Source organism: Bosea sp. 124, assembly GCF_003046175.1.
Taxonomy (GTDB): Bacteria; Pseudomonadota; Alphaproteobacteria; order Rhizobiales; family Beijerinckiaceae; genus Allobosea.
In genome coordinates, this window is record NZ_PZZM01000001.1 from 4,730,436 (window position 1) to 4,745,761 (window position 15,326).

A 15,326-nucleotide genomic window follows, 5' to 3' on the forward strand; every position below is an offset into this window, starting at 1 on the left:
GCGCGAAAGCGCAACACGAATCTGCGCTGACGATTGCGGCTTGGCGCGCCGGTTCCTATAAGCAGCGCCGAAGAAAACCGGCGACGGCGACGTCATTGCCACGCCAGGCCCAGGGAAAGACACACCACAATGATGATGCAGGGCATCCGCAAGGCGGGCCAGAGCGTGATTGGCAAGCTCATCATCTTCGTCATGTTCGGCTTCCTGATCCTGTCCTTCGCGATCTGGGGCATCGGCGATATCTTCCAGGGCTATGGTCGCAACTCCGTGGCGCGCGTCGGCAAGGTCGAGATCGGGCTGGAGCAGATGCGCACGGCCTTCCAGAACGACGTCCAGGCGCTGACGCGGCAGCAGCGCCGCCAGATCACGCCCGATATGGCCCGCGCGCTCGGGCTCGACCGGCAGGCGCTGTCGCGCCTCGTGACGGAATCGGTGCTCGACCAGACGGCACAGGGCATGCGGCTTGCGGTTTCCGACGAGACGATCCGCAACCTGATCTTCGACGATCCGGTCTTCCGCGATGCCTCGGGCCAGTTCTCGGCAGCGCGCTTCAACGAATTGCTGCGCTCGAACGGCTTTTCCGAGGCTGTCTATGTTCGTGAGCAGCGCGCCACGATCCTGCGCCAGCAGCTCGCCGAGATGGTCGTCGGCGCGGTGCTCGCGCCCGGTGCCCTGCAGGAGCTCGGTCATCGCCTGCGCAACGAGCGTCGCAGCGTGACCTTCGCGCGGCTGGCCCCCGGCGTCGCCGGTGATATTCCCGCTCCGACCGAGGCTCAGCTCAAGACCTTCTTCGACGAGCGCAAGGGCAGCTTCCGCGCGCCCGAGCGGCGCAGCGCCGACATCCTCGCGATCTCGGCCGAGACGCTGGCCGATGCCGCCGCCGTCAGCACTGCGGATGCGATGGCGCGCTACGAGGAGATCAAGGCACAGCGCTTCACCACCGCCGAGACGCGCACGATCCAGCAGATCAGCTTCCCGACGGCCGAAGAGGCCCAGGCCGCCCGGGCCCGCATCGACGCCGGCGAGACCTTCGATGCCATTGCCGCCGCGCGCAGCGTCGCGGCCGCCGACCTGACGCTCGGCACCTTCACACGGACCCAGGTCTTCGATCCGGTGGTGCGCGAGGCCGCTTTCGCGCTGGCCGAGGGCACGGTCAGCGCCCCGGCCACCAGCGCTTTCGGGCCAGTCCTGCTGCGCGTCACGGTGATCCGGCCGGAGGCCGTGCGGGCGTTCGAGGAGGTCGCGGCCGAGGTCCGTGCCGAGGTCGCCACCAGCCGCGCCGCAAGCCGCGTCACCGAAATCCACGACAAGATCGAGGACCAGCGCGCCGCCGCCAAGCCGCTGGCCGACATCGCCAGGGAATTCAACCTGCCCGTGCGCAGCGTCGGACCGATCGACAGCGGCCTGCGCCGCTCCGACGGGACGGTGGAGCAGCCGCTGCCCGGCGGCGATGCGACGGTGCAGGCGATCTTCCGCTCCGATGTCGGCGTCGACAACGAGGCGATCCGCCTGGCCCGCGACAGCGGCTATGTCTGGTACGACGTCAAGAAGATCGATCCCGCCCGCGAGCAGGGCTTCGACGAGGTCAAGGCGCAGGTCGAGACGCAGTGGCGGGCGGACGAGGTCGCGACGCGGCTCTCCGTCAAGGCGCGCGAACTGGTCGAGCGGCTCGACAAGGGCGAGGCCTTCGATGCGGTCGCCGCGTCGGCCGGCCTCACCGTCGAGCAGGCGAGCGAGATCGGCCGCCAGGACCAGCGCCCCGAATTGCCGGCGAACGTGATCAGCCTGATCTTCGGCACGGCCGCCGGCAAGAGCAACTCGGCCTCGCTGGTCGATGGCGGGCGCATCCTGTTCAGGGTCGATGCCGCAACGGTGCCGAGCTATGCCCGCACGACGCAGGAGGCCGAGAACTTCGCCCGGCAGCTCGGCGCGAGCGTCAGCGAGGACATCCTGGCGCAATATGTCGGCCAACGGCAGGCGGAACTCGGCGTCGCGGTCAACGAGACCGCCTTCCGGAACGCCACCGGCGGCGCGCAGAACTGACCATGCAGAATTGACGATGACTTGCACGCAGGATCACGAACGCTTCACGGCGGCCTACGAGGCAGGCACGCCGCAATTGCTGCGGCAGGTGCTGGTCGGCGATTGTGAGACGCCGGTCGCCGCCTTCCTCAAGCTGCGCCACGCCACGACGGGGCCGGCCTTCCTGCTCGAATCGGTCGAAGGCGGCGCCGTGCGTGGGCGGTATTCGATGATCGGGCTCGAGCCGGATCTGATCTGGCGCTGCCATCACGGCGAGGCCTCGGTCTGCCGTCCGGCGCTGGGCGACGGCTTCCTGGCCGATCCGCGCCCGGCCTTCGAGAGCCTGCGCGCCTTGCTCGACGAGAGCGCCATTCCCGAGGGCGAGGCGCTGGTTGGCGGCGACGAACTGCCTCCCATGGCGGCCGGCGTCTTCGGCTATCTCGGCTATGACATGGTCCGGCTGATGGAGCGCCTGCCGGAGCCGAAGGAGACCGGAACCGGCGTGCCGGACGCGATCCTGACCCGGCCGACGCTGATGGTCGTGTTCGATTCGGTGCGCGACGAGATTCATGTGGTGACGCCGGTGCGCCATCAGCCGGGCGTGCCGGCGCGGGCCGCCCATGAGCGGGCGCTGGACAGGCTCGACGCCGTGGTGCGGGCCTTGGAAGGCCCCCTGCCCTCCGAGGCCGCCATCGACATCGCAGCGCTGCCGGAACCGGCGATCGTCTCCAACACGACGGAGGCCGAGTTCCACGCCATGGTCGCGACGGCGCAGGATTACATCCGCGCCGGCGACATCTTCCAGGTCGTGCTGTCGCAGCGTTTCGAGGCACCCTTCCAGCTACCGCCTTTCGCGCTCTACCGGGCTTTGCGGCGCGTCAACCCGGCGCCGTTCCTGTGCTATCTCGACTTCGCCGATTTCCAGATCGTTTGCTCCAGCCCCGAGATTCTGGTCAGGCTGCGCGACGACACCGTCACGATCCGCCCGATCGCCGGAACGCGCCGTCGTGGCGCGACGGCCGCCGAGGACGAGGCGCTGGCGCAGGAGCTGCTGGCCGACCCGAAGGAGCGTGCCGAGCATCTGATGCTGCTGGATCTCGGCCGCAACGATGTCGGCCGCGTCGCGAAAATCGGCTCGGTGAAGGTCACCGATTCCTTCTTCATCGAGCGCTACAGCCAGGTCATGCACATCGTCTCGAATGTCGAGGGCGAGATCGACCCGCGCCATGACGCGCTGGCTGCGCTGGCTGCCGGCTTCCCGGCCGGCACGGTCTCGGGTGCGCCGAAGGTCCGGGCGATGGAGATCATCGACGAGCTGGAGCACGATGCGCGCGGCGCCTATGGCGGCTGCATCGGCTATTTCGGTGCGAGCGGAGAGATGGACACCTGCATCGTGCTGCGCACGGCGGTGGTCAAGGACGGCCGCATGCATGTCCAGGCCGGCGCCGGCATCGTCTACGATTCGAACCCGTCATCCGAGCAGGCGGAATGCGTCAACAAGGCCCGGGCGCTGTTCCGGGCCGCCGAGGAGGCGATCCGCTTCGCGGCGCGCACCGGGCGCGGGCAGTAAGCCCCGCCCGCCGGGCGGGGCTCTGCTGCGGCCGGCCTCAGTGGCCCTTGCCGTTCGGCACCGTCATCTTGTCGACCCAGGCGATGCCGATCGCCGAGATGATGAAGACGACATGGATCGTCGTCTGCAGGATGACGCCCGTCACCGTGTAATCTGTGGTGCGGCCGGCATTGCCGATGTTGCCGGCCTCGATGAAGGTCCGCAGCAGATGGATCGACGAGATGCCGATGATCGCCATGGCGAGCTTGATCTTGAGCACGCTGGCATTGACGTGGCTCAGCCATTCCGGCTGATCGGGGTGGTCCTGCAGCCCGAGCCGCGAGACGAAGGTCTCGTAGCCGCCGACGATGACCATGATCAGCAGGTTCGAGATCATCACCACGTCGATAAGACCGAGCACGACCAGCATGATCTGCTGCTCGCCGAACGAGGCGGCATGGGTGACGAGATGCCAGAGCTCCTTGAGGAAGAGGAAGACGTAGACGCACTGCGCCACGATCAGCCCGAGATAGAGCGGCAACTGCAGCCAGCGCGAGCCGAAGATGATCAGGGGCAGCGGCCGCAGCGCCTTGGCGACCGCGGGCGCGGAAGCTCTCTCGGCATGAGGCGTCTCGCCGGGATGCGACATGGGGCTCTAAGTCCTTCGAACGAATGATGCAGTGCAAAATATGCCGAGGCTAGATGGGACGCCAAGCGCTATCGTGCAACCGTCACCTGGAAAAGTATCCGGCATGGCAGTGGTGAGGCGTTTGACGACGAAATTTTGACGCTATCGTGCGTCAGGCTTTCACCATCGTGGCGTAGAGGCTACGCTCGGAGATCATCAGAGGAACGCGCAAGCTTCCTCTCGCCGGAGAGGAAAGGAATTTCCATGATCAAGACATTTCCCCTGATCAAGACCTTGACCCTTGCCGCGGCTCTCGCCGGCGGTGCGCTGATGGCAGCGCCCGCGGGCGCCGCTCCCATCGGTGCGACCTCGGGGCCTGCGCTTGCGCTCGCGACCGGCAGCAACGACCTCGTCGAGACCGTGCAATATCGCCGCTATGGCTACGGCCCGCGCTACGGCTATCGCGGCGGGTATTATCGTGGCGGTCGCGGCGCAGCCGTCGGTGCCGGCATCGCTGCCGGCGTGCTTGGCGGGGCGCTTGCCGCGGGTGCGCTGGCAGGTCCGCGCTATGTCGAGCCGGCGCCGATCTATGGCGCGCCGGTTCCCGCTTACGGTTATGGCGTCGAGGACGTCGATGCGGTCGCCTATTGCTCGCGCCGCTTCCGCAGCTACGATCCCGAGACGGGCACCTATATCGCCTCGGGCGGCGTGGTGCGTTCCTGCCCCTGACATGCCCTGACCGCAAGGACGGGCAATCCTCCCGGCATCCGTGCCGGGAGGCTTTTTCTTGAGGCGTTTTCTCGGGACGTGAACCCGCCTATCCTCGCGGCGCAATTTCGACTCGGAGCAGGCCTTTGCGTATCGCCACCTGGAACGTCAACTCGGTCCGTCAGCGGCTCGGCCATCTGCTCGATTTCCTGAAGGAAGCGGAGCCCGACGCGCTCTGCCTGCAGGAGATCAAATGCGTCGACGCCGATTTTCCACGGCGCGAGATCGAGGAGGCGGGCTGGCAGGTCGAGACCCATGGCCAGAAAACCTTCAACGGCGTCGCAATCATCACGCGGGCCGGGCTCGAGGATGTCCGGCGCGGCCTGCCCGGAGACGAGAGCGACGAACAGGCACGCTATCTCGAAGGCGTCCTGCCGCTGGGCAGCGGCGTGGTCCGGATCGCGTCGATCTACCTGCCCAATGGCAACCCGCCGAACACCGAAAAATACCCTTACAAGCTCGGCTGGATGAGGCGTCTGACGGCGCATGCGGAGATGCTGCTTGCCCATGAGGAGCCGCTGGTGCTGGCGGGCGACTACAATGTCATCCCCGAACCGCGCGATGCGCGCGATCCCGCCGCCTGGGTCTCGGACGCGCTGTTCCTGCCGCAGACGCGAGCCGCTTTCCGCGGGCTGATCAATCTCGGCCTGACCGAAGCCCTGCGCGCGACCAGCGACGAGGGCGGTCTCTACACCTTCTGGGACTATCAGGCCGGTGCCTGGCAGCGCAACAACGGCATCCGTATCGACCATCTCCTGCTCTCGCCGCAGGCCGCCGACAGGCTGGCGGGCGTGTCGATCGCCAAGCATGTGCGCGGCTGGGAAAAGCCCTCCGACCATGTGCCGGTGATGGTGGAGTTGCGGGCGGCGTAAAACGCCCGGACGTCGTCGCGAGCTTGAGTCGGGTCAGTCTCCGGAGCCGCGCTTCACGCCGCCCTTGATGAAGACGCGGAACGGTGTCGTGCCGGTCGCGCTGCCGTCGGCCGAACGCCATCGGCCGTTGGTGCAGAGAATGCCTCCTCCGGTCTCGACCGCGTCGAAGACGATGCTGTTGCGGTAGGTGGTGCCGTTGGGCTCGACGGCGCGGAAATTGGTGGTGCACCGCCCGTTGGCGACGACCGGGTCGTAGTCGTGGATCATGATGCCGCCGCCGCCCGTGCTCGGGAAGGGATCGGCGAGCACCGGCCAGGCTTCGTAGTTGTCCTGGCCCGTGGCGATGTTCTGCGCGGTCGCCAGGCTTCCCGCGAGAAGCGCCAGCGCGGCACCGACACTGAACGAGATGATCGTGCGCATCGAACGAGGTCCCCGTTGCTCTGCTCCGGTCTACGCCTCGGGCGCGATTTCGGATGCAGCGTGGGGCCGTCAGCGCTGGGTGCGGGCTCCCGCGACCTGCTGGCGCTCGATCATGGCGAGCGCGGCCGTGCGGTCAGAGGCAGAGGCGGAGGCGAAGGCACTGTCGTGCCGTTCGATGATCCAGGTCTCGCGGGCCGGATCGGCGGCCTCGCGGGCGAGCGATAGCCACATCAGGCCGAGCACGGTCTGGCGCGGCACGCCCTCACCGCCGCGCAGCAGCAGGTCGCCAAAGACTGCGCGGGCCGGGGCATAGCCTTTCTCGGCCGCGAGCTTCATCCAGCGTGCCGCCTGCCGCGCGTCGCGGCGGGTGCCCTGTCCGCTCATATAGAGCCGGCCGAGATTGTACTGGCCTTCCGGGTCGCCGAAATAGGAGGCGGCGTAATGGAACATGTCGAAGGCACGGTCGATGTTGGGCTTCACATAGCTGCCCTTGATGCCGTCCATGAAATAGCCGCCGAGTGCGACGAAGGCGCCGCCGACGATGCGGCCATCGGCCGTGCCGGGAATGGCGTCGGCATTCTCGTCCGCGATTTTCGAGAAATACTCGAAAGCCTTGAGATCGTTGGTCGGAACGCCCTCTCCGCCGGCATACATCCGGCCCAGCTTGAACTGCGCCGTCAGATGTCCCTGCGCGGCGGCATATTCGAGCGCGCGTACGGCGCCGGCCTGGTTTCCGGCTGTCGAGTCGCGCATCCAGGCGCGGATGGCGTCGCGGGCGCTGCTGAAGGGAGCCAGCGGCAGCGCGGTGTGGGCGGCGGGGGCGTTGGGGGCAGGAGCAATCGTGGCTGCTCCCGGGTCGATGCCCTGCGGCGCGCTCTCGGGCTCCGGCAAGGCGATGCCCGGAATCGGGCGCGGCGGAATCGGACCCCGGCCGGTCACGGCATCCTGCGCCCAGGCGGCCTGCTGGCCGCCCAGGACGAGGAAGAATGCTGCGATCGTGAGGTCAGATGTCCGCATAACAATGTGTCTCGGCCGCGCCGCCGGGGTGGGTCACGGCCCCACCCTTGGCGGAGCCGACCGTCTGCGCGTATTTCCAGAGCGCGCCCGAGTTGTAGTCGGTCTTGCGCGGCTTCCAGTCCTTACGACGCTCCTCAAGTTCGGCATCAGAAAGGCGGACTGCGAGCTTTCCTGTGATGGCGTCGAGATCGATGATGTCACCGTCGCGGATCAGACCGATCGGCCCGCCCACGGCCGCCTCCGGCCCGACATGGCCAACGCAGAAGCCGCGCGTCGCGCCCGAGAACCGGCCGTCGGTGATCAGCGCGACTTTGTCGCCCATGCCCTGGCCGTAGAGGGCTGCCGTGGTCGAGAGCATCTCGCGCATGCCCGGCCCGCCCTTGGGGCCCTCATAGCGGATGACCAGCACGTCGCCGACCTCGTAGCCGCGCTGGCTGACGCAGGCGAAGGCATCCTCCTCGCAATCGAAGCAGCGCGCCGGGCCGGAGAAGACCAGGCTCTCGGCCGGCATGCCGGCGATCTTCACGATCGCGCCCTCGGGCGCAAGGTTGCCTTCCAGCCCGACGACGCCGCCATTGTCGGAGAGCGGCTTGTTAGCCGGGCGGATGACGTCCTGCTCGTCGTTCCATTTCACCGAGGCGAGGTTCTCGGCGATGGTGCGGCCGGTCACGGTCATGCAGTCGCCATGCAGGAAGCCGTGGTCGAGCAGCGTCTTCATCAGCAGCGGGATGCCGCCAACCTCGAACATGTCCTTGGCGACGTATTTTCCGCCGGGCTTCAAATCGGCGATATAGGGGGTCTTCTTGAAGATCTCGGCGACGGCGAAAAGATCGAAATCGATGCCGCATTCATGCGCGATCGCCGGCAGGTGGAGCGCGCCATTGGTCGAGCCGCCCGAGGCCGCGACGACCATTGCCGCATTCTCGAGCGCCTTGCGGGTGACGATGTCGCGCGGGCGGATATTTCTGGCGATCAGCTCCATCACCATCTCGCCGGCGGTGTAGCAGAAGGTGTCGCGGACATCGTAGGGAGCCGGCGCGCCGCAGCTATAGGGCAGCGCCAGGCCGATCGCCTCGGCGACGGTCGCCATGGTGTTGGCGGTGAACTGCGCGCCGCAGGACCCCGAGGACGGGCAGGCCGCCTCCTCGAGTTCCTTCAGGTCCTCGTCGGACATCGCGCCGACCGAATGCTTGCCGACGGCCTCAAAGACGTCCTGCACGGTCACGGGCTTGCCCTTGAAAGTACCGGGCAGGATCGAGCCGCCATAGATGAAGATCGAGGGCACGTTGAGGCGCACCATCGCCATCATCATGCCGGGCAGCGACTTGTCGCAGCCGGCGAGGCCGACAAGCGCGTCATAGCAATGGCCGCGCATGGTCAATTCGACCGAATCGGCGATGCATTCGCGCGAGGCCAGCGAGGACTTCATACCCTGATGGCCCATGGCGATGCCGTCGGTCACGGTGATCGTGCAGAATTCGCGCGGTGTGCCCTGGGCCGAAGCGACGCCCTTCTTGACCGCCTGAGCCTGGCGCATCAGCGAGATGTTGCAAGGGGCGGCCTCGTTCCAGCAGGAGGCGACACCGACGAAGGGCTGCGAAATCTGGCGGGCGGTCATGCCCATCGCGTAATAATAGGAGCGGTGCGGGGCGCGGGCGGGGCCGACGCTCACATGCCGGCTGGGAAGCCTGGACTTGTCGAAAACACGCGCATCCATCGTTTTTTTCCTCGTTCCACCCTGCGCTTTGACGCGCGCGGCAGATGTGCCACGCAGGTCGAGCCGGGCGCAACGCCACACCCTCCTGCCCCGCCAGCCCGGATCCGGCTCCGCTGCGCGCAAGGCAGACTTTAATTCTTCTATATCTCAGTGACTTATCGCGGTTCCTAGCTGGGCGCGCTTTGTGGCGGCATCGCGGCAATTCCGGCCATGCAGGACGGGCCCGGTGCAATCCGCGAAACTGTTGCGCCGATGTCACAAAGCAGCAGCGGCGCGACTGGCGTCAGGCGCCGTCAGAGCACCATGGGCAGGACGAAGAAACCGCCGACCACCACAACCGCCAGCGCCAGCGCCGTCATCGGCAGATGCTTCTCGATGAAGATGCGGATGTCGTCGCCATAGAAGCGCAGCGCCACCGCGATCATCATGAAGAAGGTCACCCGGGAGACGACCATGCCGATGGTGAACTTCCAGATGTCGAAATGCAGGAAGCCGGACATGATCGTGACGATCTTGAACGGGATCGGCGTCAGGCCCTTGGTGACCAGCACCCAGAACCAGTAGTCCTGCGAGGTGGCGATCAGGCTCGCCGCCTTGTCCTGCAGCCCGTAGAGCGAAATCAGCCAGGAACCGACCGAATCGTAGAGCAGTGCGCCGATGGCGTAGCCGAGATAGCCGCCGAGAACGGCGCCAAGCGAGCAGACGCCGGCATAGAACCAGGCCCGGTCAGGCCTTGCGATGCACATCGGCAGGAGAAGCGGCAACGGCGGCAGCGGGCTGAACGAGCTTTCGACGAAGGTCAGCGCGAAGAGCAGCCACGGGGCGCCCGGGTGGGACGCGTAGGAAACGCACCAATCATAGGCTCGCTTGAGCATAGCGTGGGAACAACCGGTCCTGGGTTATCGGCATCGAGGCGCATGGCGGGCTTGCACCCGACGCGCATCTAAACCGTCTCGACGTGAGAATGCCAGAGTTGTCTTACGCCAACGTCAATTTGAAGACGGAGCCGTGGCGCGAAGCGGGCACGGCCCGGTCGCTCGAGTCCGAAATTCGGGTCATCCCGGGCGCCCAAAGGGCGATCCGGGACGACGCGTGCTGCTGTCCGCTCATGCGGAGAGCGGCGGCCAGAGAGCGGCGGCGACGACTAGGACAGCCGCGCCAGCGCCTCGGCGATCTTGAGCTTGCGGGCCTCGGCCGCAGCCTTGCGGTCGCGATTCTCCTCGACGATCTCGTCGGGCGCGCGGGCCATGAAATCGGGATTGCCGAGCTTCTTGTCGACGACCGTGATGTCCTGATCGAGCTTCGCCATCTCCTTGGTCAGGCGCACCCGTTCTACGTCCAGATCGATGATGCCGGCAAGCGGCAGCGCCGCGACCTCGCCGCGCACGATGATCTGGGCCGATTGTGCCGGCGAGGTTGCCGCGAAGGCGATTTCCGAGATGCGAGCGAGGCGCTCGATCATCGGCGCCCACGCCTCGACCGTCGCGCGCGTCGCAGCGGAAGCGTTGACGAGCACGAGCGGTGCCTGCGTCCCGGCCGGCACATTGACCTCGGAGCGGACGGAGCGGATGTCGGAAATCAGGTCGACGACGAAGCCGATCTCGGCCTCGGCCGCCTCGTCCTTGAGCGCCGAGAGATCGGGCCAGCGCGTCAGGCAGACGAGCGCATCGTCACCCTCTTTCAGCTTGCGGGGAGCGCCCTCGCCTGCCTTCTGCGCCCAGAGCTCCTCGGTGAGGAAGGGCATGAAGGGGTGCAGGAGCTGGCAGATCAGGTCGAGACAAAAGGCGACCGTCGCCTGCGTCTCCGCCTTCCCGGCCGGGTCGACGCCCTCGCCCTGAAGCACCGGCTTGGCGAGTTCGAGATACCAGTCGCAGAACTGGTTCCAGACGAAGCGATAGGCCGATCCAGCCGCCTCATTGAAGCGGAAGGTCGGGATGCCGGCCGCGATGCCTTCGGCTGCGGTCGCGGCCTCGCTCAGGATCCAGCGATTGAGCGGCAGCTTCACGGTCGTCGGATCGAAGCCCTCGGTGCGGGCGCAGCCGTTCAGCTCGGCGAAGCGGGCCGCGTTCCAGATCTTGGTCGCGAAGTTGCGGTAGCCCTCGACGCGCGACGTCGCCAGCTTGATGTCGCGCCCTTGCGCCGCCATCGCCGCCAGCGTGAAGCGCAGCGCGTCGGCGCCGTACTGGTCGACCAGCGTCAGCGGATCGATGACGTTGCCCTTCGACTTCGACATCTTCGCGCCCTTCTCGTCGCGAACGATGGCGTGGATGTAGACCTCCCTGAACGGCACCTCGTCCATGAAGTTGAGGCCCATCATCATCATCCGGGCGACCCAGAAGAAGATGATGTCGAACGCCGTCACCAGCGTCGCGGTCGGGTAGTAGCGCTTGAGCTCGTCCGTCTCGCCCGGCCAGCCCAGCGTCGAGAACGGCCACAGCGCCGAGGAGAACCAGGTGTCGAGTACGTCCTCGTCGCGGGTGAGCTGAACCGCGCCGCCGTAATGGCCGAGCGCGAGCGCCTGGGCGCCGGCTTCCGATTCGGCGACGAAGCACTCGCCATCGGGACCGTACCAGGCCGGGATCTGATGCCCCCACCAGAGCTGGCGCGAGACGCACCAGGGCTCGATGTTCTCCAGCCAATCGTAATAGACCTTGGTCCAGCTTTCGGGCGTGAACTTGGTGCGGCCGTCCTGCACCGCCTTCAGGGCGCGGTTGGCCAGCGGCTTGACGTCGACATACCACTGGTCGGTCAGCCAGGGCTCGATCACCACGTCGGAGCGGTCACCATGGGGGACGGTGTGGCCGTTCGGCTCGACCTTGGCCAGAAGGCCGCGCTCGGCCATCATCGCAACGACGGCCTTGCGAGCAGCGAAGCGATCGAGCCCGTGAAGCGCCAGCGTCGGCGCCTCCGGTGCGCTGCCGACGAGGAAGTCCTCGTTGTCCGCAAGCAGGATCCTGGCCTCGCCGTCGAGGATGTTGATGACGGCGAGCCTGTGGCGCTTACCGACCTCGAAGTCGTTGAAGTCGTGCGCCGGGGTGATCTTGACCGCGCCGGTGCCCTTCTCGGGATCGGCATAGTCGTCGCCGAAGACCGGGATGACACGGCCGACCAGCGGCAGGATCGCGTTCCGGCCGATCAGGTGCCCGAGGGTCTCGTTCTCCGGGTGCACGGCGACGCCGGTGTCGCCCAGCATCGTCTCCGGCCGCGTCGTCGCCACCGTGATGAAGGTCGCGGCATCGTCGGCGTCATAGGTCGCGCCTTCGAGCGGGTAGTTGAAATAGTAGAGATGGCCGTTCGGGTCCTTGTTCAGGACCTTCTCGAGCTTGGCTGAGTTGAATGCCTCCTCGCCGCCGCGCTGCCATTTGAACGAGCCGGTCTTCTCGACCTGCAGGACTTCGAGGTCCGAGATCGCGGTCTGGAACTTCGGGTCCCAGTTCACCAGCCGCTTGGCGCGGTAGATCAGGCCCTGACGATGCAGCCCGACGAAGACCTTGAGCACGGCGGCGCTCAGGCCTTCATCCATGGTGAAGCGCTCGCGCGACCAGTCGCAGGAGGCGCCCAGCCGCTTCAACTGGTTGACGATCGTCCCGCCCGACTCTTCCTTCCATTTCCAGACCTCGGCCAGGAAGGCCTCGCGGCCCATGCTGCGACGGTCGGTCTTGTTCTCGGCGGCAAGCCTGCGCTCGACGACCATCTGAGTCGCGATACCGGCATGGTCGGTACCGGGCTGCCAGAGCACGTCCTTGCCGCGCATGCGCTCGAAGCGGCAGAGCACGTCCTGCAGCGTGTTGTTGAGGGCGTGGCCCATATGCAGCGAGCCCGTCACGTTCGGCGGCGGGATCACGATGCAATAGGGCTCGGCGCCGGGCTGCGCACCGCGACCGGCGGCGAAGGCGTTCGCCTCCTCCCAGGCCTTGCTGATCCGCGCCTCGACGGCGGCCGGCTCGAATGTCTTGTCCATCATCGCTTCGCTCGAACGCAAAACGGCCGGGGTCATGCCCCGGCCGCGAGATTTAAGGCCTGAAAGGTCGGAGGACTTAAGAACCCAAGGACCCCCCTCGCGTCAACCTTGGCCGCCACGCCGGCCGGTTGCGGGCCGGAAGGTGCGCCCGGCGCGCGCCCGTCAGCCGGCGAGGCTCGACTGGAGGAACCAGAGCGCCTTGTCGAGCATCCGGGAATAGCCGGTCAGCAGATCGGCGGTGCCGGCGTCACCGGCCTCGTCGCTGGCGTCGATCGCTTCGCGGACGAGATTGGCGGTGTCGGCATAACGTTCGATCAGCGCATCGAGATGGTCTTTCACCGCGACGATGTCGGTCGGATAGGGCGTAAGGGCCGAGGAGGCCGCGGTCGTCTGCGTCGTGCCGAAGGCGATGCCGCCGAGCTGGGCGATGCGCTCGGCGACGGTATCGACGTGGTCGTCGAGTTCCTTACGGAAACCGTCCAGCATCAGATGGATGCCGATGAAGCCCGGACCCTTCAGGTTCCAATGCGCCTGCTTGGTCAGCAATGCGAGATCGATGCCGTCGGCGAGGCGCGCATTGAGCAGCCCGGCGATCTGGCTCTTGGTATTGGAGGCGAGATCGACCTTGCTGGTCTTGACGATCCTGGAGGTGACAGTCTTGGCGGAGGCCGTCTTGGCGGCGTTCCGGGGCACGGCGGCCGGCTTGCTGCCGGCGGTGCTCGATGCGGGCTTCTTCATGGTGTGATCCTCGAAGGGTTCAGCGGGCCGGGGCAACATAGGCCCCGAGGCCAATACGTGCCAGCGCAGCGCCCGTTCCATTCCGGCCGCCCCGGCCGCATTCCGATGATGAAAGACGGAACCGTCGCGCCATCCACCGGTTGAAGCTGCAGGCAAGTGAGGAGCTTCATCATGACCCATCATTCCGACCGGGACCGCGTCTGGGATCTCATCGACGACATCAAGTTCGCGATGCTGGTCACCCATGACGGCGAAGGCGACGAACTGCGCGCCCGTCCGATGCACGCCCATGGCAAGCGCGAGGAAGACGCGATCTATTTCCTGACCGACCGCCGTCACCACAAGGACGACGAGATCAGCCTGAACGAGAACGTCTGCGTCGCCTTCGCCGACAACAGCGGCATGCGCTATGTCTCCGTGACCGGGACTGCGACCGTGGTCGACGACCGCGCCCGTGTTCACGCGCTCTGGGACCCAAGCAACAACGCCTTCTGGGACAGCAAGGACGATCCCAATATCCGCGTCCTGCGGGTGCGGCCCTCGATGGCCGAATTCTGGGCCAGCCCCGGGAAGATCGTCACCACCGTCAAGATGGCGGCGGCAGCCCTGACCGGGGCCAAGCCCGATCTCGGCATCAACAGGAAGGTGGCGCTCTGATGAATCTGCTCGTTCACGCCGTCGGCGCCTGGATCGCGGCGGAAGCTGCCTCCGGACGCTATCCGCGGCCGGTCGCCGTCGGGCTCTCGATGCTGATCGCACGCCTCGGCGCTCCGACCGCGGCGATGACGATGCTAGCCTTCGCGGTCAAGCGCCTGAACGAGGCGGGCGCCTTCGAGCGGCTGAAGACCGCGCCGTCCCCGCGACGCCGGCCGATCCGGGCGCGCTGACGCGCCATGCCGTCGGTCAACGGTGTGCGCGGCGGCTCAGTTGCGGCCGCCGCGGGCTACTCGTTCGATCTCCGCGCGGACGAGCCGCTCGACCATGGTCGGCAGGTTGTCGTCGAGCCAGGATTTAAGCATCGGCTTCAGCATGTCCTTGACGAGGTCTTCGAGCGTACGGGCATTGTTCGTCAGGACGGTGTGAGCGAGCTGGCCGAAAGCGCTGGTGACGGTCGAACTCGTCTGGTCGGACAGCAACTGCGCCATGTCGAACGAAGGCGGGGCATGCCGCGGCGCTTCGGTCGCGGCGGCGAAGACCGGCGGCTCGACCGGCTCCGGCATGACCATGACCGGCTCGGGTTCCGGGGCGGGCTCGGGCGGAGGGGGATCGAGGAAATCGATGTCGCCGTCGTCCGGTGGCGGCGCGTCCGGCTCGGGAGCAGCTTCCGGTTCGGGAATGAGAGCGGCCTCGGCTCCGAGGTCGAGCACGTCCTCGTCGATATCGACCGGCTCGGGCTCGCTGGCCGGAGCGGCATCGGCCTCCGGCTCGGCGGGCTTGACCTCGTCATCCGCGATGATCCGCCGGATGGAGGCAAGAATCTCCTCCATCGACGGTTCGTTGGGCTTCGGTTGCGCGCTCATCTGGATCCGGACCACTCGACTCCGGGCGCACCGGTAGAATCAACGCCGCCCGATTATCGAGTATTTCACGCGAGCGATCTCAGGCAAGGCGGCATGCCCTTCCGCCCACAGGGA

General features: G+C 66.9%; 14 protein-coding genes. 6 read left to right on the forward strand and 8 right to left on the reverse strand.

Annotated elements, in window-relative coordinates; genetic code table 11:
• The first annotated feature begins 129 nt into the window (after positions 1-129).
• Both C8D03_RS22385 and trpE read left to right on the forward strand, forming a co-directional pair.
• Complete coding sequence (locus C8D03_RS22385; protein WP_248308578.1) at positions 130-2,043, forward strand: peptidylprolyl isomerase; 1,914 nt, start codon at positions 130-132, stop codon at positions 2,041-2,043.
• A gap of 16 nt (positions 2,044-2,059) precedes the next feature.
• Positions 2,060-3,592 (forward strand): anthranilate synthase component I, encoded by a 1,533-nt coding sequence (gene trpE, locus C8D03_RS22390; RefSeq protein ID WP_108051903.1) that lies wholly within the window; start codon positions 2,060-2,062, stop codon positions 3,590-3,592.
• Positions 3,593-3,629: 37 nt separating this feature from the next.
• On the opposite strand, the gene C8D03_RS22395 is transcribed toward trpE, so the two are convergent.
• Positions 3,630-4,220 (reverse strand): TIGR00645 family protein, encoded by a 591-nt coding sequence (locus C8D03_RS22395; protein ID WP_108049820.1) that lies wholly within the window; start codon positions 4,218-4,220, stop codon positions 3,630-3,632.
• Positions 4,221-4,463: 243 nt separating this feature from the next.
• Between C8D03_RS22395 and C8D03_RS22400 the strand changes: the two genes are divergently transcribed.
• Positions 4,464-4,928 carry a BA14K family protein gene (locus tag C8D03_RS22400; protein ID WP_108049822.1) on the forward strand — a complete coding sequence of 155 codons (465 nt, stop codon included), beginning with the start codon at positions 4,464-4,466 and terminating at the stop codon, positions 4,926-4,928.
• Positions 4,929-5,053: 125 nt separating this feature from the next.
• The gene (gene xth, locus C8D03_RS22405; protein WP_108049823.1) at positions 5,054-5,839 is read left to right on the forward strand and encodes an exodeoxyribonuclease III; all 786 of its coding nucleotides are present in this window, start codon (positions 5,054-5,056) and stop codon (positions 5,837-5,839) included.
• A gap of 33 nt (positions 5,840-5,872) precedes the next feature.
• Here the strand turns inward: xth and C8D03_RS22410 are convergent, their stop codons facing one another.
• From C8D03_RS22410 to dps, 6 genes are all read right to left on the reverse strand, one after another.
• Positions 5,873-6,259, reverse strand: a complete 387-nt coding sequence (locus C8D03_RS22410; RefSeq protein WP_108049825.1) for a hypothetical protein — start codon at positions 6,257-6,259, stop codon at positions 5,873-5,875.
• A gap of 69 nt (positions 6,260-6,328) precedes the next feature.
• On the reverse strand, positions 6,329-7,276 hold the full coding sequence (locus tag C8D03_RS22415) for a tetratricopeptide repeat protein (RefSeq protein ID WP_108049827.1): 948 nt from the start codon (positions 7,274-7,276) through the stop codon (positions 6,329-6,331).
• Positions 7,263-8,993, reverse strand: coding sequence for a dihydroxy-acid dehydratase (gene ilvD, locus C8D03_RS22420; protein WP_108049829.1), 1,731 nt, complete (start codon positions 8,991-8,993; stop codon positions 7,263-7,265). The genes C8D03_RS22415 and ilvD overlap by 14 nt, the downstream gene beginning before the upstream one ends.
• Before the next feature lie 293 nt (positions 8,994-9,286).
• Positions 9,287-9,868 carry a YqaA family protein gene (locus tag C8D03_RS22425; protein ID WP_108049831.1) on the reverse strand — a complete coding sequence of 194 codons (582 nt, stop codon included), beginning with the start codon at positions 9,866-9,868 and terminating at the stop codon, positions 9,287-9,289.
• A gap of 269 nt (positions 9,869-10,137) precedes the next feature.
• Positions 10,138-12,957 carry a valine--tRNA ligase gene (locus C8D03_RS22430; protein ID WP_108051904.1) on the reverse strand — a complete coding sequence of 940 codons (2,820 nt, stop codon included), beginning with the start codon at positions 12,955-12,957 and terminating at the stop codon, positions 10,138-10,140.
• 159 nt (positions 12,958-13,116) lie between these two features.
• The gene (gene dps / locus C8D03_RS22435; protein ID WP_108049833.1) at positions 13,117-13,692 is read right to left on the reverse strand and encodes a DNA starvation/stationary phase protection protein Dps; all 576 of its coding nucleotides are present in this window, start codon (positions 13,690-13,692) and stop codon (positions 13,117-13,119) included.
• A gap of 171 nt (positions 13,693-13,863) precedes the next feature.
• On the opposite strand from dps, the gene C8D03_RS22440 reads away from it, so the two are divergent.
• Together C8D03_RS22440 and C8D03_RS22445 are read left to right on the forward strand one after the other, a co-directional pair.
• Complete coding sequence (locus C8D03_RS22440) at positions 13,864-14,349, forward strand: pyridoxamine 5'-phosphate oxidase family protein (RefSeq protein ID WP_108051905.1); 486 nt, start codon at positions 13,864-13,866, stop codon at positions 14,347-14,349.
• Positions 14,349-14,579 carry a hypothetical protein gene (locus tag C8D03_RS22445; RefSeq protein ID WP_108049835.1) on the forward strand — a complete coding sequence of 77 codons (231 nt, stop codon included), beginning with the start codon at positions 14,349-14,351 and terminating at the stop codon, positions 14,577-14,579. The genes C8D03_RS22440 and C8D03_RS22445 overlap by 1 nt, the downstream gene beginning before the upstream one ends.
• A gap of 36 nt (positions 14,580-14,615) precedes the next feature.
• Here the strand turns inward: C8D03_RS22445 and C8D03_RS22450 are convergent, their stop codons facing one another.
• The gene (locus C8D03_RS22450; RefSeq protein WP_181301174.1) at positions 14,616-15,212 is read right to left on the reverse strand and encodes a PopZ family protein; all 597 of its coding nucleotides are present in this window, start codon (positions 15,210-15,212) and stop codon (positions 14,616-14,618) included.
• Positions 15,213-15,326 lie beyond the last annotated feature (114 nt).

What these genes read in the sequence shown, in the direction of transcription:
- C8D03_RS22385 (WP_248308578.1), top strand. Translation starts at nt 130, where the DNA reads ATGATGATGCAGGGCATCCGCAAGGCGGGCCAGAGCGTGATTGGCAAG.
- trpE (WP_108051903.1), top strand. Translation starts at nt 2,060, where the DNA reads ATGACTTGCACGCAGGATCACGAACGCTTCACGGCGGCCTACGAGGCA.
- C8D03_RS22395 (WP_108049820.1), bottom strand. Translation starts at nt 4,220, where the DNA reads ATGTCGCATCCCGGCGAGACGCCTCATGCCGAGAGAGCTTCCGCGCCC.
- C8D03_RS22400 (WP_108049822.1), top strand. Translation starts at nt 4,464, where the DNA reads ATGATCAAGACATTTCCCCTGATCAAGACCTTGACCCTTGCCGCGGCT.
- C8D03_RS22410 (WP_108049825.1), bottom strand. Translation starts at nt 6,259, where the DNA reads ATGCGCACGATCATCTCGTTCAGTGTCGGTGCCGCGCTGGCGCTTCTC.
- C8D03_RS22415 (WP_108049827.1), bottom strand. Translation starts at nt 7,276, where the DNA reads ATGCGGACATCTGACCTCACGATCGCAGCATTCTTCCTCGTCCTGGGC.
- ilvD (WP_108049829.1), bottom strand. Translation starts at nt 8,993, where the DNA reads ATGGATGCGCGTGTTTTCGACAAGTCCAGGCTTCCCAGCCGGCATGTG.
- C8D03_RS22425 (WP_108049831.1), bottom strand. Translation starts at nt 9,868, where the DNA reads ATGCTCAAGCGAGCCTATGATTGGTGCGTTTCCTACGCGTCCCACCCG.
- C8D03_RS22430 (WP_108051904.1), bottom strand. Translation starts at nt 12,957, where the DNA reads ATGATGGACAAGACATTCGAGCCGGCCGCCGTCGAGGCGCGGATCAGC.
- dps (WP_108049833.1), bottom strand. Translation starts at nt 13,692, where the DNA reads ATGAAGAAGCCCGCATCGAGCACCGCCGGCAGCAAGCCGGCCGCCGTG.
- C8D03_RS22440 (WP_108051905.1), top strand. Translation starts at nt 13,864, where the DNA reads ATGACCCATCATTCCGACCGGGACCGCGTCTGGGATCTCATCGACGAC.
- C8D03_RS22445 (WP_108049835.1), top strand. Translation starts at nt 14,349, where the DNA reads ATGAATCTGCTCGTTCACGCCGTCGGCGCCTGGATCGCGGCGGAAGCT.
- C8D03_RS22450 (WP_181301174.1), bottom strand. Translation starts at nt 15,212, where the DNA reads ATGAGCGCGCAACCGAAGCCCAACGAACCGTCGATGGAGGAGATTCTT.